This is a genomic window from Aequorivita sediminis, assembly GCF_032080575.2.
GTDB lineage: Bacteria > Bacteroidota > Bacteroidia > Flavobacteriales > Flavobacteriaceae > Aequorivita > Aequorivita sediminis.
In genome coordinates this window covers 559791-580993 of the sequence record NZ_JAVLSO020000002.1, presented here as the reverse complement: position 1 = coordinate 580993, position 21203 = coordinate 559791, and the positions used below count along the sequence as shown (strand labels likewise).

15 protein-coding genes and 1 tRNA gene are annotated in these 21203 nt (G+C 36.0%); 10 read left to right on the top strand and 6 right to left on the bottom strand.

What is annotated here, in order from left to right; all coding sequences use genetic code 11:
- Together RT250_RS06125 and RT250_RS06120 are read right to left on the bottom strand one after the other, a co-directional pair.
- On the bottom strand, positions 1-179 hold a 179-nt coding region (locus tag RT250_RS06125; RefSeq protein WP_313113070.1), incomplete at its 3' end, for a GIY-YIG nuclease family protein.
- Positions 180-219: 40 nt separating this feature from the next.
- A tRNA-Val gene (locus RT250_RS06120) sits at positions 220-294 on the bottom strand.
- A gap of 147 nt (positions 295-441) precedes the next feature.
- On the opposite strand from RT250_RS06120, the gene RT250_RS06115 reads away from it, so the two are divergent.
- Positions 442-1422, top strand: coding sequence for a YitT family protein (locus tag RT250_RS06115; RefSeq protein ID WP_313113055.1), 981 nt, complete (start codon positions 442-444; stop codon positions 1420-1422).
- A gap of 127 nt (positions 1423-1549) precedes the next feature.
- Here RT250_RS06115 and RT250_RS06110 read toward each other — a convergent pair whose 3' ends face one another.
- Both RT250_RS06110 and gldJ read right to left on the bottom strand, forming a co-directional pair.
- Entirely contained in the window at positions 1550-2830 is a 1281-nt protein-coding gene (locus RT250_RS06110) for a UDP-N-acetylmuramoyl-tripeptide--D-alanyl-D-alanine ligase (RefSeq protein WP_313113053.1), read from the bottom strand.
- Between the two features lie 78 nt (positions 2831-2908).
- Complete coding sequence (gene gldJ / locus RT250_RS06105; protein WP_435373070.1) at positions 2909-4585, bottom strand: gliding motility lipoprotein GldJ; 1677 nt, start codon at positions 4583-4585, stop codon at positions 2909-2911.
- Between the two features lie 223 nt (positions 4586-4808).
- On the opposite strand from gldJ, the gene porU reads away from it, so the two are divergent.
- From porU to RT250_RS06075, 6 genes are all read left to right on the top strand, one after another.
- Positions 4809-8648: a type IX secretion system sortase PorU gene (gene porU, locus RT250_RS06100; protein WP_313113052.1), complete on the top strand. Its 3840-nt coding sequence runs from the start codon at positions 4809-4811 to the stop codon at positions 8646-8648.
- A 34-nt stretch (positions 8649-8682) separates the two neighbouring features.
- The gene (gene porV, locus RT250_RS06095; RefSeq protein ID WP_185099040.1) at positions 8683-9864 is read left to right on the top strand and encodes a type IX secretion system outer membrane channel protein PorV; all 1182 of its coding nucleotides are present in this window, start codon (positions 8683-8685) and stop codon (positions 9862-9864) included.
- Positions 9865-9937: 73 nt separating this feature from the next.
- A complete protein-coding gene (gene cdd / locus RT250_RS06090) occupies positions 9938-10420 on the top strand; it encodes a cytidine deaminase (protein ID WP_313113049.1) in 483 nt (160 codons plus the stop codon).
- 178 nt (positions 10421-10598) lie between these two features.
- Positions 10599-11597, top strand: coding sequence for a pyruvate dehydrogenase (acetyl-transferring) E1 component subunit alpha (gene pdhA, locus RT250_RS06085; RefSeq protein WP_313113047.1), 999 nt, complete (start codon positions 10599-10601; stop codon positions 11595-11597).
- 3 nt (positions 11598-11600) lie between these two features.
- On the top strand, positions 11601-13241 hold the full coding sequence (locus RT250_RS06080) for a pyruvate dehydrogenase complex dihydrolipoamide acetyltransferase (protein ID WP_313113046.1): 1641 nt from the start codon (positions 11601-11603) through the stop codon (positions 13239-13241).
- Positions 13242-13370: 129 nt separating this feature from the next.
- Positions 13371-14051 carry an SDR family NAD(P)-dependent oxidoreductase gene (locus RT250_RS06075; protein WP_313113045.1) on the top strand — a complete coding sequence of 227 codons (681 nt, stop codon included), beginning with the start codon at positions 13371-13373 and terminating at the stop codon, positions 14049-14051.
- A 14-nt stretch (positions 14052-14065) separates the two neighbouring features.
- Here RT250_RS06075 and RT250_RS06070 read toward each other — a convergent pair whose 3' ends face one another.
- Together RT250_RS06070 and RT250_RS06065 are read right to left on the bottom strand one after the other, a co-directional pair.
- Positions 14066-15220 carry a PepSY-associated TM helix domain-containing protein gene (locus tag RT250_RS06070; RefSeq protein ID WP_313113044.1) on the bottom strand — a complete coding sequence of 385 codons (1155 nt, stop codon included), beginning with the start codon at positions 15218-15220 and terminating at the stop codon, positions 14066-14068.
- A gap of 70 nt (positions 15221-15290) precedes the next feature.
- Positions 15291-17672, bottom strand: a complete 2382-nt coding sequence (locus tag RT250_RS06065; RefSeq protein WP_313113042.1) for a TonB-dependent receptor — start codon at positions 17670-17672, stop codon at positions 15291-15293.
- Positions 17673-17925: 253 nt separating this feature from the next.
- Between RT250_RS06065 and RT250_RS06060 the strand changes: the two genes are divergently transcribed.
- The 3 genes from RT250_RS06060 (at position 17926) to RT250_RS06050 (ending at position 21199) form a co-directional block, all read left to right on the top strand.
- Positions 17926-18522 (top strand): SprT-like domain-containing protein, encoded by a 597-nt coding sequence (locus RT250_RS06060; RefSeq protein WP_313113040.1) that lies wholly within the window; start codon positions 17926-17928, stop codon positions 18520-18522.
- 118 nt (positions 18523-18640) lie between these two features.
- Positions 18641-19762 (top strand): mannose-1-phosphate guanylyltransferase, encoded by a 1122-nt coding sequence (locus tag RT250_RS06055; protein WP_313113039.1) that lies wholly within the window; start codon positions 18641-18643, stop codon positions 19760-19762.
- Positions 19763-21199 carry a DUF389 domain-containing protein gene (locus RT250_RS06050; RefSeq protein ID WP_313113037.1) on the top strand — a complete coding sequence of 479 codons (1437 nt, stop codon included), beginning with the start codon at positions 19763-19765 and terminating at the stop codon, positions 21197-21199.
- Positions 21200-21203 lie beyond the last annotated feature (4 nt).

Genomic DNA, 21203 nt, shown 5'->3' with positions numbered 1-21203 from the left:
ACGGCTTCGGATCTAGTTTTAAAAATTTCAGAATATTTTAATTCCCAATCCTTAGCTTTTGAGGTAAACCCTTTGTGATTCCATAAATGCTCCCGTAACCGATGAGATATATCTTCGGTAGACCCAACATAATACCGGTCAAGGGTGTGTGAGTATAATATGTAGACAAAATATTCCATAAAAAAAACCGAAGTAAAAACTTCGGCTTTTAAAATCTAGTGGGCGATGAGGGGTTCGAACCCCCGACCCCCTCGGTGTAAACGAGGTGCTCTGAACCAGCTGAGCTAATCGCCCTTTCACTTAGCGGTTGCAAATATAGGTTACTTTTTAATACCAACAAACATTTTTTTAAAAAAAATTCAAATTCAATAAAAATTAAATCTTGTGAGTGGTTTTTTATGGTTTATCTTTGAAATCGATTAACCATAAAAATTCTCCTTTTTGATTCCATTCATTAAAAAAATTATCATATCGATTGTAAAAAAACAAAACCAACAATCAAAAAATGCCGATAATAAATCGTCTTTTGATAAAAGTGTAAAAAACCTTGAAGTAGAGGTTAAACATGAAATCTATGAATTTTTCTACCTACTACTTGGAGTTTTAGCTGCATCGTTTGGACTCAGAGGATTTTTAATGCCGAATGGTTTTATAGACGGTGGCATTACAGGAATCTCGCTAATGGTAAATGAGCTTACAAATATTTCCTTACCCTTATTACTCGTTTGTTTTAACCTCCCTTTTTTAATAATGGCCTATTTTACCGTGGGTAAGAGTTTTGCCATAAAGAGTGTAATGGGAATTACCTTTTTAGCAATAGCTGTTGCTATAATTCCATTTCCACAAATAACAGATGATAAAATATTAATTGCCTCATTCGGAGGTCTCTTTTTAGGCCTCGGAATCGGTTTGGCCATCCGCGGGGGTGCAATTATAGACGGCACAGAGGTTCTTGCTATTTACATAAGTCGCAAAACGAACTTAACTGTAGGTAATGTTATACTTCTATTTAACGTAATTATCTTTATAAATGCTGCTTATTTTCTTTCTACTGAAATTGCGCTATATGCTATTCTAACCTATTTCGCAGCTTCAAAAACTGTAGATTTTGTGATAGACGGTATTGAAGAGTTTATGGGAATCACCATTATTTCAGATTATAGTGATGAAATTCGACTTGCCATTATCCAAAAAATGGGACGAGGCTGCACTTTATTTAAGGCCGAAAAAGGATACTCTCAAAACGGAGAAGTGCGCAAACCTGTAGATGTAGTGTACACAGTTATAACAAGGTTAGAGATGACAAAACTTAAAACTGAAGTGGAAAAAATTGACAGCAACGCTTTTATTATTATGACTTCCATTAAAGACGCCAAAGGCGGAATGATTAAAAAGAAACCAATTAAAAAATTCGACAAATAGATTTTATCAAATTTTGGCGAACTACTAAAACTTGATTCTTAATAACTCAGGTTGAATATCAATAATACTAATCATCTCTGGAAGTCAACTGCAATGTTTCATTAACGATGAAGTAGTTTCACCTCAATTATATGATATCTAAAATTCGCTCTAAAGCCATTCCTCTTGATGCTTTTATCAAAACAGTAGCATTTTCTAGCTTCTGAGTTTTTATCCTATCTTTTAAGTCGTCAAATGTTTTAAACTGCTTTATATGTGAAGCACTGTTTTTTGCTTTGTAAAAATTACTTCCCGTCAAAAACACTTTTGCGAAATTATTTTCTTTCAAGAAATTTACAATATTTTGATGTTCAGCTTCAGAATCTGATCCTAACTCGAACATGTCGCCAAGAAATATGACTTTATTATCTCCTTTAGTTTGTTTGAAATTTTCCAAGGCCGCCATCATACTTGTTGGGTTTGCATTATAAGCATCCAACAATATAGTATTTGAACCCTGCTGCATCAATTGCGAACGATTGTTTGACGGGACATAACCTTCTATTCCTTGTTTAATGTCGTTAACCGAAACGTTTAAATAAGCACCTATAGCAATGGCCGCAGATACGTTTGCGAAGTTGTATACACCAACCAAATTACTTTGCATCTTAGTGTCATTGTACTCCACTAAAAGATGATTAGTATTATCTAAAAGCTTTATTACATAATCAGCATTTGAGTCACCAAAAGTAATCCTAGATATCCCTTTTGAATTTTCTAGTTGTTTTGAATCGTTAGCGTTTACAAATATTTTTTTATTGTGATCTTTTAAAAATTGATAAAGCTCAGTTTTCCCTTGTATTACACCTTCTAGGCTACCAAATCCTTCTAAGTGCGCTTTGCCAAAATTTGTAATATATCCAAAATCTGGTTTTGCGATTTCACTTAGCATTTTAATTTCCCCTAAATGATTGGCGCCCATTTCAACAATCCCTATTTCCGTTTCAGAATCCATCGAAAGCAACGTAAGCGGCACCCCTATATGATTGTTTAAATTACCTTTAGTTGCAACCGTTTTAAATTTTTGAGACAAAACCGCATTTATAAGTTCTTTAGAAGTGGTTTTACCATTACTTCCCGTAAGCGATATAATGTGAAGCCCTAAATAATTTCTATGGAAGTACGCCAATTGTTGTAGCGTTACAAGAACATTTTCTACTAAAATTGTTTCACCAGTATCTTTATGAAATTTCTTTTCGTCTATTACCACTTTAAAAGCCCCTTTATCTAAGGCTTCTTGTGCAAACATATTGCCGTTAAAATTATCGCCTTTTAAAGCAAAAAAAATCGATTTTACGGGAATATTTCTAGAGTCGGTGCTTACGCCAGAACTTTCTAAAAAGTATTGATGTATTGTTTTTATATCCATAATCTTAGTGTGAATATATAAAAAAACCCTCCAAAGTTTATCACTTTGAAGGGTATAATTTTTAAAAAAGATTGAATTTTAGTTCCTCGCTTTTTTTCCTTTTTTAGATTTAGAACCAACACGACTCATAGCACATCTAAAGCCAATGAAGTCTGAAGCCATATCTTGTGGGAAATATCTTCTTTGAGCTGGGTCTAACCAATATTCTCTGTCTCTCCAAGAACCACCTTTATAAACTCTAACTTCGTTACTAACTAATGTTGTACGGTTATTAGACTTGTCGTAAACGCGATCTAACTGCCCTGTAGAATCTGCATATACATTGTGAACTGGCGCATTGTACATTCTTTTAGTGTCATCACCAGTTTCTCCAAAATCGTCTTGGAATGATTGGTAATATCTAGTTGATTCTTTATCACCATCTCTAAAATCGCGATTATCTGCTTTAGAAAAGTTTGTTCTTAAGTAAGTATCTTTCTCGTCAACTGGAACTTGAAGAATTTCACCCGGTAAGTTACGAGCTAAAATTCTACCGTTGCTCAAGGTGTCGTATACTATCGAATCCATAGTAACTACTTTTACTTGACCATTCTCGTCAATCGCATTTTTAGTGTAAACATTTCCACGATAGTAGTTAAAGTCGTTAAAGTCGTCATCGATAATTGGTCTGTATATATCTGCCACCCATTCTGCAACGTTTCCAGCCATATCATAAAGACCATAATCGTTAGGTGAATAAGACTTTACTTGAGCAGTAATATCGGCACCATCATCACTCCATCCAGAAATTCCACCGTAATCACCAGACCCTTGCTTAAAGTTAGCCATCTGATCACCTAAAGATCTTCTCTTACCAGAACGAGTGTATTGTCCTTCCCAAGGGTATTTTTTTCTACCTCTGTATGCATTGTACTCACGAAGTCCTACTAAACCTAAAGCAGCATACTCCCATTCAGCTTCAGTTGGTAAACGGTACGCTGGTAGCAGCATTCCATCCTGACGCTGAATATACAGGTTTGTACTATCTTTACTTCTTTTAGCAATAGCTTCAGATTTCTTCCCTCCTCTAGTAATCGAATCGTTTCCACCATATGTTTTAGTTGGTGCATTAAGATAGGTTTCGGTACTAAAAGTTTCACCTGGCTCAACTTCATAACGAGCATTTCTAGAAGTAACGCCTTCGTTTTCTAGAATCATTTCATTTACTCTATCGGTACGCCATTTACTAAATTCTACTGCTTGAACCCAGCTAACTCCTACCACTGGATACTCTGCATATGCAGGGTGACGCAAGTAGTTATTAGTCATCACTTCGTTGAAACCTAAACGATTTCTCCAAACTAATGTATCAGGAACAGCTCCTTCGTAAATTCTACGATAATTTTCGTTAGAAGGTGGGAAAACTTTCTTTAACCAATCTAAATACTCTAAGTACATTAGGTTAGTTACTTCGGTTTCGTCCATGTAAAATGACTGAACGTGCTGTTGGTTTGGGGTATTATTCCAGTCGTGCATAGGATCATCCTGAACACGGCCCATGGTAAATGTACCTCCTTCAATAAATACTAGTCCAGGACCAGTTTCTTGTTCTTTAAACTGAGGGTCGTACTGAAAGCCGCCTTCTTTAGAGTTTAACTTCCATCCGGTAGCACGGGAACTGTCTTTGTAGTCTCTAGATTTATTGCAACTAACAAATACTGTGGCTGCAAGCGCAGCAACAAATAGCTTTAATGCAAGGTTTTTTCTTAACATCATAAATTCAAAAATATGTGAGAATTGGGTTCGCAATATAGTAATTAACGACAAAATCACAATAATATTTTATTATTATTGCGTTCTAGTAAAGGCTTTACTAAAAAACCTTTTCACGATAGCAAACGTATTAGTTTTGATAATATTATCCTAATTACAATATTGCACAAAGTTATTAAAAAGGTTCAGCTATACTAACTGTTTATTTAAAGCGTTAATAATATTGATGAAAAAACAATTATTTTTATTACTACTTTTTTGCATCCCATCTATAGGTATAGCTCAGTCTCGAAACATTTCAATTAGCTGGAACAACAAAGCAGAATTTGTTGAAACTACAGGAAATAAATTTTCAGATACTGCTACTAAGCAAGAAAAACTTGAAGAATTAAATCTTCAAATTAACGAACAAACCATCAGCTATGGCACACAATGGGAGGATCAAGGCTTCGCCGATAAAAATTCAGTAAGAGTTACCAACGTTACCTACGCCCCACTCTCATCAAGCGCTGTTAGCAATCTAAATACAGATTTAATTCCAAAAGAATTAACCTATAAATTGGTTAGTACAAAATCTAGAGAAAAACTTTTTACAACATTTATTGTTTCCCCAATTGTAGGTTCAAATGGAAATTATAGACGCGTTACATCGTTAAAAGTTGATTATAATTACGGGCCACAAAGTCGTAATATGCCCCCGGGTATTACAAATTCTGTTCTATCACAAGGCCAGTGGTTTAAATTTAAAGTTGATAAAACTGGTGTTCATAAAATTGACAAAGCTTTTTTAAATAGCTTAGGCATGAATACCGACGGAATTAACCCGCAAACCATAAAAATTTATGGCCACGGCGGACAATCGCTACCCTTATTAAATGCTGAGAACAGATTTTTCGATTTACCTGAAACCCCTATACAGGTGGTAGGTGAAGCAGACGGAAGCTTTGATTCTAGCGATTATATACTTTTCTACGGTACAAGCACTAAAGGTTATGTTGAAGAAAACGACTCCAACATCAATCCTTATACCGATGAGTCTTATTATTATATTACTGCAGATGGCGAAAGTGGAAAACGTATAACTCAAATGGTTGAACCAACCGCTACCCCTACTATGACTATCGATGAATTTGACGATTATCAATTTCACGAAAAAGACGAGGAAAGTCCAACGAAATTAGGAAGAAGATGGTTTGGAAACAGATTCGACATTCAAAGTGAACAAAGCTTCACTTTCGACTTCCCTAATATTGTATCGGGTGCTCCAATGAAAATATTAATCAAGGCCGCCGCAGCATCCGAAAGTGCTACTTCTATGAATGTAACTGTAAATAGCACTAGCCTTAATCCTATTACATTTTCTGCTCTAGGCTCTTCTGGGCTTTTAAACTTATCTGAACTTGACACCGAAGTTCCTGCTAGTGGAGAGTCGGTAACAATTGACCTAGCGTATAACAATAATGGAAACCCGTCTAGTATAGGATATTTAGACTATATAAGTATATGGGTTAAAAGAAAACTCACAGGGACAGCTAAACAAATGGCTTTTCAATATAATGATGCTGTCAATCTAAGTGGCGTGGCAGATTATCAATTAGCAAATGCAAGTCAGATAAGTCAGATTTGGGATGTTACAGACCCACAGTTTATCACTTCAAAAAAAAATGAAGAAAGCGCATCTTCAATAAGTTTTAAACAAAATTTAGGCAGGCTTAGAAAATATGTAGCACTTAATCCAAACGACTATTTCACTCCTATTAAGGTTTCCCAATCTGCAGTAGCAAACCAAAATTTAAAAGGAAGTATATTCAAAGATGAGTCGGGACAATTTAAAGACATCGACTACATTATTATAACGGTTCCTTTTCTAATTCAACCTGCATTAAGACTTGCAAATCATCATAAAAACTTAAACGGCCTTAATGTAAAAGTGGTAACTACAGATAAAATTTACGAAGAGTTTAGCTCTGGTAGTCAAGATATATCGGCAATTCGAAATTTTATTCGATATGTTTATTTTAATGCCTCTTCCGAAACTAACCGCGTTAAATACGTCGGTATATTAGGAGACACCTCTATAGACTATAAAAACAGAATTTCAAACAACAATAATATAGTACCAACTTTTCACACCTTATCGAGCACTAGTATAAGTTTTTCATTTATGTCTGATGACTTCTTTGGAAATATGGATGAAAATGAAGGTACTATCGGGCTAAGGTCTGGAGATATTGATTTGTTAGATATCGCTATGGGAAGAATTGTTGCCGATAATGTTCCCTTAGCCAACGCAATGGTCGATAAGGTAATAAACTACACCTCTGAAAATACTTATGGCAACTGGAGAACAAATTTTGTATTAGTTTCTGATGATGCCGATAATAGCACAGACGCAACCCTACAGCGTAATCTCGATGCCCTAGGTGATCAAATTTCAGACGAAAAACCTTTTATAAATGTAAAGAAAATTCACTCCGACTCATACCAGCAGCAAGCATCTGCTGGAGGTAATAGATATCCTGAAGTAAATGAGGCTATAAAAACTGCTTTTGAAGCGGGAGCAATAATCCTAGATTACTTTGGTCACGGAGGTGAAGACGGACTAGCACACGAATTTATATATACTAAAGGAACAGCTGAAGGACTTAAAAATAAAAACAAGCTCCCTTGTGTTATAACCGTAACGTGTGAATTTACCAAGTTTGACAACCCACTTCGCATTACCGCTGGAGAATTAACCTACCAAAACAAAGAAGGGGGTGCCATATCAATGGTTACCACTACCCGTGCAATTTTTATTAGAACAGGGGTAACTTTTAATGAATACTTAGCAGAACATCTTTTTGGCTATGGCAGAGACGTTCCCGTTGCTCCTTCTGAAGGACTTCGCCTATCAAAAGCCGACTTAGGAATAGGAACTCCACTTCGTCGTGTAGTTTTCTATATTGGAGATCCTGCGATGAATCTTGCTTTTCCAAAAAAAGATATCCAAATTACTCATTTAAACGATGTACCAATTGCGCAAGCTACCGACACACTTAAAGCCTTGAGCAAAGTAAAATTTAGCGGTCAAATTTTAAGTCCGAATGGAACACCTATGACAGATTACAACGGCACCCTTGGCGCGAAGGTTTTCGACAAAAAAGTGCAACGACAAACCTTAGACAACGACAATATTGGGGAAATAATGGATTTTGAAGTATTAGGTGAGGTATTGTTTAACGGACAAGCATCAATACAAAATGGGCAATTCGATTTTGAATTTGTTGTTCCTCGAGATATTCAAATTCCGGTTGGTAAAGGACGAGTAAGCCTCTATGCCGAAAGAGAAAACGCTTTGGAAGATCAAGCAGGTGTAAACCTAGACATTAACGTAGGAGGATTAAATGAAAATGCTCCTGAAGACAACGAAGGCCCACTTATTAAATTATTTATGAACGACGAGAGTTTCGTTTCGGGTGGAATAACAGACGACTCCCCTATTTTATTAGTAAAACTTGAAGATCCAAATGGAATAAATACCGCTAGCGGAATTGGTCACGATATAGTGGCTACACTGGACGGAGATGAATCAAATCCATTTGTATTAAACGAATTTTACCAAGCCGAAGTGGACGATTACACTAAAGGTACGGCAACTTTTAAGTTTCGTGATTTAGAAGATGGATTACACACATTAAAGCTAAAAGCCTGGGATGTTTACAACAACTCTTCCACTGCAGAGATACAATTTGTGGTTGCTGGTAATGAAAAATTAGAAATAACTCGTGTTTTAAACTATCCTAATCCATTTGTAAATTACACAGAATTCTGGTTTAACCACAATAGACCTGATGAAACCCTAGATGTACAAGTTCAAGTTTTTACCGTTACCGGAAAAGTAGTTTGGACAAAAAATGCAGCAATTCCGCCATCTGGAAGCTATCTATCTCGAGAAATTACTTGGGACGGTCGCGACGATTTTGGAGATAAAATAGGAAAAGGTGTATATGTATATAAGATTACAGTTAAATCTGCGTTAACCAATCAGCGAGTTGAAAAATTTGAGAAACTCGTTATCCTTTAAAAATTAAAATTATATTTGCTCAAAATTCACAATAATGAAGAAAATTCTTATTACCGTACTAATAGGTTTAGTTGCTTTTAAATCGGTGAAAGCACAAAATGATATCGAAAAATTTAATCCAATTACAACAGGTGTTCCTTTCTTACTTATTGCCGCTGACCCTCGTGCTGGCGCATTAGGAGACATAGGTGTTGTGACTTCTCACGATGCTTTTTCACAGCATTGGAACCCAGCTCAAAACGTTTTTGCATTGTCTAAGCAAGGAGTTGGTATTTCATACACGCCATATTTAAGTAAACTGGTAAACGATATATTCTTAGCAGACGTAACCTATTACAACCGTTTAAGCGAGCGTAGTGCGGTAGGTGCTAGTTTAAGATATTTTAAACTTGGGGACATTGAAGCACGTCAAACATTAGAGCAAGACCCGTTAATCTTAAGCCCTAACGAATTTACTTTCGATGTGTCTTATGCTCTTCGATTAAGTGAGCGTTTTTCTATGGCAGTTTCTGGTAGATACCTTCGTTCAGATTTGAAACTTCAAACAAGTGATGCCGATGCTTCCGCAGCAAGTTCATTTGCAGTAGATGTTTCAGGATATTATCAAAGTGAAGAAATTCCTTACAGCGATTTTGATGGTCGTTGGAGAATGGGTTTCAATATTTCAAACATTGGACCTAAAATTAAATATGACAACTCAGACAATTCTGAAAGTAATCTTCCAACAAACCTAGCTTTAGGAGGAGGTTTCGATTTTATTCTTGATGAGTACAACAAAGTAGGGGTTTCATTAGAAGTTAATAAACTTTTAGTACCAACGCCACAAGATCCAGACCTTAACGGTGATGGTGAAGTTACTTCTGAGGAGATTGCTCAAAACAACAGAGACTATAGAAACATAAGTTTTATCTCTGGTATGTTTAAGTCGTTTGGAGATGCTCCAGGAGGAATGTCTGAAGAGTTAAAAGAATTTACTTGGGCATTAGGTGCTGAATACTGGTATCAAGATGTATTTGCTTTCCGTGCGGGTTACTTCAACGAAAGCGACATGAAAGGGGGAAGAAAATTTGCTTCTGTAGGTGCAGGTTTCCGTTATACTGCTATCAACATTGATATTTCTTACTTGTTCGGAACTGGTAAGGTTGTTACGCCACTAGACGGAACACTTCGTTTTGGATTGACGTTCAACTTTGGTGATACTTACGACGAGTATTAGAATGAAATATTGAGCAATTGGGCTCTCTTCCTGTAAGGTTTTCAAAACCTTTTAGGTATATTAATAATCACACGTGAAAAAACAAAAAATAGAAATCTCAATTGAAGTTTTTGAATCTGTTTCAGAGCTTCCAAAAGATATTCAAGAATTAATGAATAAGGCGCAAGAAGCACGTAATAATGCTTATGCGCCTTATTCGCTTTTTCAAGTTGGAGCAGCTATTCGGCTTGCTTCAAACGAAATTACGATTGGCAGTAATCAGGAGAATGCAGCCTATCCTTCAGGCTTATGTGCAGAGCGTGTGGCTATTTTCCATACAGGAGCGCTTTATCCTAACGAAGAAATTAAAGCAATTGCTATTTCTGCAAGTTCTTCTAAACAAGTTTTAACCGAACCCATTGGGCCTTGTGGCGCCTGCAGACAGTCTTTGGCGGAATACGAACAAAAACAAAAATCTCCAATCGCCGTTTACTTTATGGGTGAAACTGGAAAAATAGTGAAAACTAATTCAGTACTAGATTTACTCCCCTTAGGCTTCGATGCCAAATACCTCTAGCAGAGGCATCACACACAAAACAACTATTTTATAAATAAAACATGGTTTAAAACTTGCTTTTTGCATTTTTTAGGGCATTTGTATTTTAGGAATTGTTATTTGTATTTTCTCCTTTTAAAGTACTATTTTTGTTATCCGTTTAATAAATTTTCCCCTGGGAAAACCTTATAGCAGATAGATGAAGAAAATCACTAAGAAAACGTACCTAGATTGGTACGAAAACATGCTCTTTTGGCGCAAATTCGAAGACAAACTTGCGCAAGTTTATATCAATCAAAAAGTAAGAGGTTTTCTACACCTTTACAATGGTCAAGAAGCTGTTCTAGCAGGTGCTCTGCACGCTATGGACCTTTCTAAAGACCGAATGATTACCGCATACAGGAATCACGTACAACCTATTGGTATGGGTGTAGACCCAAGAAAAGTAATGGCAGAGCTTTACGGTAAGGCAACTGGTACTTCTCAAGGTTTAGGAGGTTCTATGCATATTTTTGCAAAAGAACACCGTTTTTACGGAGGTCACGGTATTGTAGGAGGACAAATTCCACTAGGTGCTGGCTTGGCTTTTGCCGATAAATATTTTGAAAGAGATGCTGTAACCTTAACCTATATGGGAGATGGTGCTACGCGTCAAGGTTCGCTCCACGAAACTTTTAACCTTGCCATGCTTTGGAAACTTCCAGTGGTATTCTGTGTTGAAAACAATGGGTACGCTATGGGAACTTCGGTTGAACGTACTGCAAACCACACCGATATTTACAAACTTGGTCTTGGCTACGAAATGCCGTGTAAACCAGTTGATGCTATGAAGCCAGAAGTAGTAGCAAAAGAAATGGACGAGGCTATTAAACGCGCACGTCGCGGAGATGGACCCACTTTCTTAGAGTTGCGTACCTATCGCTATCGTGGTCACTCAATGAGTGATGCACAGCATTATAGAACAAAAGAAGAAGTTGCCAAGAAACAAGAAGAAGATCCTATAAGTTATGTTCTTCATCAAATCTATGAAAACGATTGGGCAACTCAAGACGAGATTAAAAAGATAAACCAAAGGGTGAAAGATTTGGTTGAAGAATGTGAAAAATTCGCTGATGAATCTCCATACCCAGAGAAGAACGTGATGTTCGATTCTGTATATGAACAACAAGATTACCCTTTTTTATCAGATAAATTATAAGAGATGGCAGAAGTAATTAACATGCCGCGTTTAAGCGACACTATGGAGGAAGGAACGGTAGCAACTTGGCTTAAAAAAGTTGGGGATACCGTAAACGAAGGCGATATTTTAGCCGAAATTGAAACCGATAAGGCTACAATGGAGTTTGAATCTTTTTACGAAGGAACATTACTTCACATAGGTATTGAAGAAGGGGAAACCGCCCCTGTAGATACACTTTTGGCTATTGTTGGTGAGGAAGGTGAAGATATTTCAGATTTAATTGATGGGAAGACATCAGATAAATCTTCGGAAGATGAGGTTCAAGATGAAGATGAAGCAGAAAAAAAGTCTTCGGATAAAAAGAAGGATACTTCTAAAGATGAAGATTCTTCTGGTTCGGCTGGACTACCTGATGGTGTTGAGGTAATTACAATGCCACGCCTAAGCGATACCATGACGGAAGGAACTGTTGCTACCTGGCTTAAAAACGAAGGCGATAAAGTTGAAGAAGGTGATATTTTAGCTGAAATTGAAACCGATAAGGCAACTATGGAGTTTGAATCGTTCTACTCTGGAACACTTTTAAAAATTGCCATTGGCGCAGGCGAGTCGTCACCTGTAGATGCTGTACTTGCTATTATTGGTCCAGAAGGAACAGACGTTTCTGGAATTGTTGAAAGCTATCAAACAAAATCAAAATCTTCTGAGGCACCTAAAGAGGAGAAAAAAGAATCTTCTAAACCAAAAGAAGCGGAAAAAGCGACTCCGGTTCAAGCTTCAAAAGAAAACACAAGATCAGAAACTGTTAATGAGGGAAGACTATTTGTTTCTCCTTTAGCAAGAGTTTTGGCAGAAGAAAAGGGAATTAACCTGCGTCATGTTCGCGGAAGTGGTGAAAATGGACGTATTGTAAAAAGCGATATTGAAAACTATCAGCCAGCCGCAGCAGGTGGAGCACAAGCTTACACTCCAGTTGGAACAGAAAGTTTTGAAGAGGTGAAAAACTCTCAGATGCGTAAAACCATCGCCAAGCGATTGTCTGAATCTAAATTTACGGCTCCAGAATACTATCTAACTGTTGAGTTGGACATGGATATCGCAATTTCCTCTCGCCAAGCAATTAATTCTGATCCTGACGTGAAAATATCGTTTAACGATATGATCATTAAAGCGTGTGCAATGGCGTTGCGTAAGCACCCACAAGTAAACAGCCAATGGTCGCCAGAAGCTACAAAAATCGCAAAGCACATCCATATTGGGGTTGCAGTAGCAGTAGATGAAGGGTTACTTGTACCGGTATTGAAATTTGCAGACCAAATGACGTTCTCTCAAATTGGAGCACAAGTAAAAGAGTTGGCTGGAAAAGCAAGAAATAAGAAAATAACTCCACAAGAAATGGAAGGTAGTACGTTTACTGTTTCCAATCTTGGTATGTTTGGAATAGATGAATTTACTTCCATTATAAATCAACCAAATTCAGCAATACTATCAGTTGGAGCAATTGTTCAAAAACCAGTTGTGAAAAACGGGCAGATTGCAGTTGGTAATACTATGAAAGTAACCCTAGCTTGTGACCATAGAACAGTAGATGGCGCAACAGGAGCAAAATTTTTACAAACAGTACGACAGTATATTGAGAATCCTGTTACTATGTTTGTGTAGAAATTAAAAGACTACAAGGTGTTTTCCTCTTTTTAACAGGTCTCCTTGTAAGTTTAATATTCATTAGGTTTAGACCTACAAGGTGGGCTCCGGCAGCACCTTGCAGGTCTTTTCATTAAATATCACTTCATGAAAAACATAATAATTACAGGAACATCAAGAGGTATTGGCTTTGAAATGGTGAAGTTATTTTCAGAAGCTGGACATAATGTATTGGCGCTTTCGAGAAACTCTAAGCCTGTTTCAGCGTTAAACTTGAAAAATGTTACTGCTTTAGAATTTGATATAGCCGATGCAGCTGCTATTGTAAAACTATCGAGCTTTTTACAAGCCAGAATGGAAAGAGTAGATGTATTAATAAACAACGCTGGACACTTGGTTAATAAACCTTTCGAAGAAATTACTGCTGAAGAGTTTAAAGCTTGTTACGATGTAAATGTGTTAGGGCCTTCTATTTTAATAAGAACCTTGCTACCTTATATAAACAAGGATGGACACGTGGTAAATATCAGTAGCATGGGTGGTGTTCAAGGCAGTGTGAAGTTCCCAGGACTAAGCGCATATAGCAGTAGTAAAGGCGCAATACTTACCCTAACAGAATTGCTTGCTGAAGAGTATAAAGAAACGGGTCCTTCTTTTAATGCGTTAGCATTAGGCTCTGTACAAACGGAAATGCTTGAAGAAGCTTTCCCAGGTTTAAAAGCCCCACTTTCAGCCACCGAAATGGCGCAATACATCATGGATTTTTCACTTACAGGAAATAAATTCTACAACGGAAAAATACTTCAAGTTTCTAGTACTACGCCTTAACTTTTTACAATTTTCTAAGCTTTCTTTTTAGCAAGTTTTTTCTTTTTATCTTTTAATTTTTTAAGCCAAATAATTACTCCTGTAATCGGAAGACTTGTGGCAATTAAACAGGAAATAAAGTAAATAGTTTTTGAAAACCAGCCAAAAATTGTTCCCATATGAAGTGATTTTATGGAACTCGCAATTTGCTTATTTAGGGATTTTTTTGAAAAAATTTCTTTAGCTATTATTGATCCATCACGATCAATTTTCAATTCGTCTACAGCAGTTTTAAAAAATTCTTGATCGTGGTATTTTCTAATATTAAATATTTCTTTTTCATCTGTAGGAATTTGTAAAACTGTAGTACCCTCAAAAGGTAATTCTCTTTCAGTAATGTTTAATATATCAGTAAAATCTACACTTCCTTTATCTAAATCAATTTTAGATTCTATTTTAGGTCCGCCACCGCGACCACCAAAAACCTCAGTCCCGAGTACTGCGCTTCCGGCATCCCTATACCACTCAAAAGACCAAAACAAACCTGTTACAGACATTATAACTAAAAATATAGCCGTATAAAATCCTAGAGTAACATGTAGGTCATGGTTAATACGCTTCCACTTGGCTCGCCAAGCAATTTTAAAACCAGGTTTTAAATGTTTCCACTTCAGTTTTGACAATTTTTTCTTCGGAAACCAAAGTACGATTCCAGAAATAGAAAGAATTAAAAATATAATAGTTGAAATTCCAACAATAGGCCTTCCGATAGATATATCTAGTAACAACCACCGATGCAATTTAAAGTTGGTCATAAAAAAACCATCCAACGGATTTTTAGGTTTTATGGCATACACCCCCTTGTACTGGTCAACAAAAAACGTAGTTCCTCGACGGTCATTTTTATTTGTCTTTACAGAAAACTCATAGGGTTTTGTAGGTTCTGGGCTAATACTCACGCGCATAACTTCACCTTCAGGAGTAAGCGTTTGTACTAATTGCTCAATAGGTATCTTTATTTCGGTTGGTGAAACTGCAATTTCCTCAGCAAAAACACTTTTAATTTCTTCTTCAAAAGTAAGTATGGTTCCCGTTAAGCAAATAATAAGCAAAATAATTCCACTACCTATTCCCAACCACAAGTGAACATCGTTTATAAACCTTCGGAGTGTATATTTTTTAGTTTTCATCTATAAATAACTCAATTAATGATAAAGGCACAACCTTGGTCGTGCCTTTATTAATTAACAACTCAAACAACTAAAAGCTATAACGAACTACCCCAGCAACACTTCTTGGGTCAGTTTGATTGATATAGCGAGTTCTATAGGCGTTGTAGCCTATTTCATTAAAGACGTTATTTAAAAGAAATTGAACACTCCAGTTTTGATCGAATCTATATTCAGCTTGGAAGTTTACTAGCGTATATGCTTCTACATTGAAAGGTTTTTGTCCAGGAACAATCCCTTCATGCGTTACAGGTCCTGAAGACCAATCGTTAATTGGGCGTTCACCTGTAAAGTAAGCTCCTGCTCCGATAGTTAAACCATCCAATGCACTATTTCTAAATGAATAATTGGCATAAGCATTAAACGTATGCTTTGGAGTATTAAGCGGGGCAGATCCGTAAACATAAGAGGTGTGCTCCTTGTACTGAGCGTCTATATACGAATACCCACCAATCAACTCCAAGTTTTGAAGCGGACGACCTGTCAATTCAACTTCTATTCCTTGTCGCTGGTCATTACCACCTTGGGTGTAATACAAGATGTTAGTCCAAGTTTCATCGTAAACAGGGAGGTTAATATTTTTATTGTTGATTTTGAAAAGTGTCACATTAAAACGCAGTCTGTCGTTTAACCAAGTAGTTTTTAAACCTGTTTCAATCTGATCGTAACGCTCATTACCCAATTCCTCACCGTTTTCACCTAAGCGTGAAGCTGTTCTTGGATACGAACTATTGGTGTATGAAGCAAAAATATTGATGTTTTTAATTGGTGAAATAATAAAACCACCTAATGGATTAAAAGCGTCGCTACGCGTATTCTCAGTTTCAGAAATTGTTTCCGTAGAACTATAGCGCGCTCCTAAAAATGTTTTTAACCATGAATTCCATGAAATTACATCTTGTGCCACAAAACCTAGTGAATTTGTTTTTCCACCGCTAATATTGGGGTCGTTTAGAGAAACATTTGGTAAGCGATGTGCTATATTCTGAAAAACATTAATAGTATCGACTACTCCGGCAGATTGGCTACTAGTACTTACTCGAGAAGAACGATAATCAAACCCAACTTGAAAAGTGTGTTTAATAGAACCCGTGTATACATCGTCACCAATTAAATCGAATTGCAAAACGCTGTTGTTATCATCTCGGGTTGATGTAGTATAGCTACGCTGACGAACATTGTATAATGGAGCGTCATTTTCTTCAATTGTTTTCCCTAGACTAGCACCTTTATCGTCTAAACTTAAAGACGAGCTGTAAAACGCACCTTTTAAGGTAAGCTTATCGTTTAATTCGTGATCCATTCGAATTGCATAGGTCGTATTTTGAGTAATGGAACGATCATTTTCAAACCCTAAAAACTGTGAATCTGGAAGATTGTAGATTGCGTTTACATCATTATCTGCAAGGTTAACGGTTCCTAAATCTGGCGTACGACTATCGTAATAATGGTCTAACTCTAGTGTTACAGTAGTTTTCTTATTCACTTTCCATTGGAAAGAGGGGTTGAAATAAAAGCTTTCTTTATCTACCATATCGCGATAGCTATCAGCTCTTTCTAATGCTCCATTTAAACGGAATGCAATGTTTTTTTCTTTATTAAGTGGTCCATATAAATCGAAGGTTGGCCTAATCTGTCCAAAACTATTTCCTCTTAAACTCACACTTCCTCCTGTGTTGTATTTAGGGGTTTTGGTAACTATGTTTATAATTCCACCCGGACTTCCCAAATCGGTAGCCACCCCTTGTGTAATTGAGGCTGTACCTTTTAAAATTTGAATATTATCTACTCCCTGCATATCGGTCAATACTCCAACACCTCGAAAATCGGAGTGTACTCGCACGCCATTTTTAAGTATTGGAATACCTCTAAATCCACGAGACGACATACTTTCACGCTTATTGCCATAAGTGGCAAAAGTGTAAACTCCGGGAACATTTTTAGTAGCATCAGAGATAGAAAGAGCTCCTTGATCTTCAATTACCTTTTTAGAAATAACAGAAATACTCTGAATCTGCTCATAAGGTTTTAATGGTAAACGCGTAATAGATTCAATTTTATCTGGATGGTCGTTTCGGTTACCAAAAACTTCTACTTGCTCTAATTCATTATCAAAAGGAAGTTGAAAAACAATCCCGCTTAAAACAGATTGATTAGGATGAATTGCAATTGAAATTGCCTGATACCCTACTCCACTAGAAGTTAATTGCCATTCCCCATAAGGAATATTGTTTAAGGTAAATTCACCATCTCCATTTGCTGTTCCTCCTTTCTTTATTTCGGAGATATAAACACTAGCAAAAGGGATAGGATTGTTGTCGATATCGATAACCTTTCCTTGAATTGTTGCTACTTCCTGCGCTATCATAAACTGGGCGCAAATCATAAAAAGTAACGAAGTAATGTATTTCATTTTATGTTATATTAATTTAGATTGAATTTAAATAAAGTGCAAAACTATTGCGCAAAACTCAATTATCCAAGACTATTTAGAATTAATTTAAATAAAAATATTTAACTAATTGATACTAAAATGAATGGTAACTACAATAGCTTTCGATTCTTAATTTTATTTTATATTTTGACATCTAAACGGGCTTTTTAAGGCTAATTCTGGGTATTTTTGAAGCTATTTCTAGGCGTAAAAATTTATATCTTGTCCTTCTATGATAGAGATTCTTGAGAAATATATTCCGCAGGCGTCTGTTGTTCCTGTTTTTGAGCTAATAAAGACTTACAATGTTCACCTAAAAATTGTTAACCAACGTGTTACACGTCACGGTGACTATAGAAGAATGCCTAATGGGCAACATCAAATTACTGTAAACACTTCTTTAAATAAATATCGTTTTCTTATTACCCTTATTCACGAAATAGCACATTTAGAAGCTTTCGAAAAGTACGGCAAGCTAATTAAACCACACGGAATTGAATGGAAACGCACATTTCAATTGCTAATGCTTCCCTATTTACGACCAGAGGTTTTTCCTAATCAACTTTTACCATTATTAGCGCGGCATTTTAAAAATCCGACAGCATCTAGTGATACCGACGCAAAATTATCTTTAGCGCTGAAGCAGTTCGATCCCGAGAATGATAAAAACTATATCTTTGAAATCCCCTTAGGTGGTAGTTTTAGACTGTATAATGGAAGAATATTTAAACGCGGAAAGAAGAAAGTGAAGCGATATGAATGTGTAGAAATTGCAACAGGCAGAGTTTACCTTTTTAATCCAAATGCGGAAGTGGAATTTTTGAAATAAATATGAAAAGATTCCGATAAACCGTTAGCAAGAACTATACTTAACCTATTAAAACATACAGACATCGAATTAGATCTTGTTCTCTAATTCTTTAGTGTCTTGAATCAAAACATTAACTATGAATAATAATTATTATGCAGTAATAATGGCGGGTGGAATTGGCTCAAGATTTTGGCCAGTAAGCACACAAGAGTTTCCAAAGCAGTTCCACGATATGTTGGGGTCTGGAGAAACCTTACTGCAGAAAACATTTTCGAGGCTTAATAAAATTATACCTTCGGAAAACATCTATATACTTACCAACGAAAGGTATTTGGAGATTACACTTGAACAACTACCCAAGATTTCAGAAAAGCAAGTAGTATTAGAACCTGCAATGCGAAATACTGCGCCTTGCATTTTACTTTCCGCTTTAAAAATAAAGAAAAAAAACCCAAATGCACTAATGTTGGTTGCCCCAAGCGATCACTGGATAGAGGATGAATTAGCTTTTTCGAAAGACGTTCAAGAATGTTTTGAGGCTGCTGAAAAAGAAGATATTTTACTTACTTTAGGAATTAAACCTACATTTCCTAACACTGGATTTGGCTATATAGAAAGTAAAACGGAGCCTACATTAAGTGAAGCTGAAAAACTTGATAACCAAAAAGTAGATAATAAAAACATTACTAAAGTAAAACAGTTTCGAGAAAAACCAGATTATGAAACTGCCAAGAAATTTATAGCCGCTGGGAATTTTAATTGGAATGCTGGTATTTTTATTTGGAGTGCAAAAAGCATAGTTAGTTCCTTCGAAAAATATTTGGGTGAGATGTACACCTTATTTTCAAATGGAAATGAGTATTTAAACACAGATAAGGAAAAGACATTTATTGAAGAAAACTATTCAGCGGCAGAAAATATATCTATTGATTACGGAATTTTAGAAAAAGCTGATAATGTTTACGTAAAAAAAGCTACTTTCGATTGGAACGATTTGGGTACTTGGGGAGCGCTTCACGACAAGTTAAAGAAAGATAATTTTAATAATTCTATTGTAAATGCTGACACTCTCATAGAAAAATCGAAAAACAATATGATATTTACATCGTCAAAAAAACTTGTTGTTTTAGACGGTATTGAAGATTATATTGTAGTGGACAAAGAAGATGTTTTACTTGTATTTCCAAAAGATAAGGAACAAGAGATAAAAGAACTTTTAAAAGAAGTTTCCAATAAATTTGGTAAAAAATATTTATAAATGGAGAATACAAATAACAATAATGATATAAAGGTTACTCCTAACGACGAGGAGTTTGAGCAAGTAAAACTCAATACTTGGCAAAGCCTCAAACAGTTCTTAAAAGAACTTTTCGACATTCGTGCAGACACCGACCGAGACGCTACTATTGACGCAGTAAAAAAGGACATTTCTTTTAAAGGACATACTGCTTGGATTCTTATTTTCTCCATATTCGTTGCATCTATTGGTCTTAACGTAAGTAGTACTGCTGTTGTAATTGGAGCCATGCTTATATCTCCACTTATGGGACCAATTGTAGGTATTGGATTATCTGTAGCTATTAACGACGTTGAAACCCTTAGACGTTCGCTTATAAACTTAGGGGTAATGGTATTTTTAAGTGTACTTACAGCATTTCTTTACTTTAAGTTATCGCCACTTACCGAAGAAACACCTGAGCTTATTGCAAGAACATATCCTACAATTTTAGACGTGCTGATCGCTATTTTTGGTGGATTAGGACTTATAGTTGCTAAAACAAAGAGCGGAACAATTGCTAGCGTTATATTTGGGGTTGCAATTGCCACCGCCTTAATGCCACCCTTGTGTACTGTGGGTTATGGATTGGCAATTGGAAATGCTTCATATGCCGGTGGTGCTTTATACTTATTTAGCATTAACGCAGTGTTTATTGCGCTATCTACATTTATAGTTTCAAAAATTTTGAGATTTCCATTAGTAAGGTATGCAAATAGTAAAAGACGTAAGCGAATTTCTCAAATTGCATCTTTAATTGCGATTGCGGTAATGGTTCCTAGTGTATGGCTATTTATAAAACTATTAGACCAACAAGTTTTTGAAAACAGAGCTAAGGAGTTTGTGAACAAAACAGTAAAATACGACGGAGCCGAAGTAGTTAAATTTACTCAAGATTACAAAACAAAAGATATAGATGTTTATTTTATTGGTCGTCCAGTGCCACAATCTAAAATAAATGAATGGTTAACAGAATTAGAAAACACTGATAAACTCGAAACCGCTCAATTGCGAATTTATCAAGGAACTGATCAAAGTGGAGAAATGGCAGCAAGGCTATCAGGAGAAATAAAAGCAGGTATTTTAGAAGATCTTTACGTAAAAAACGAACAGATTATTCAAAATAAGGATGAAAGAATTCGCTTTTTAGAGGATCAAATCACCATGTTAAAAGTTAAAAGTATTCCTTTTGAAGAAGTGAGCAAAGAGCTAAAAATAAACTACGAAAACGTTGAAACATTTAGCTATTCAAATAAAATTACAACCAACTTTAAAAAAACCGATACACTACCAGTGATAAACATACGTTGGAAGAAAAATGTTCCTGCGAGACAACGCCAAGAAGAATTAAAGAAAATTGAAGCTTGGATTAAGTTTAAAATGAAATTGGATACGCTTGATGTATCAGAATATAGATAAGGTA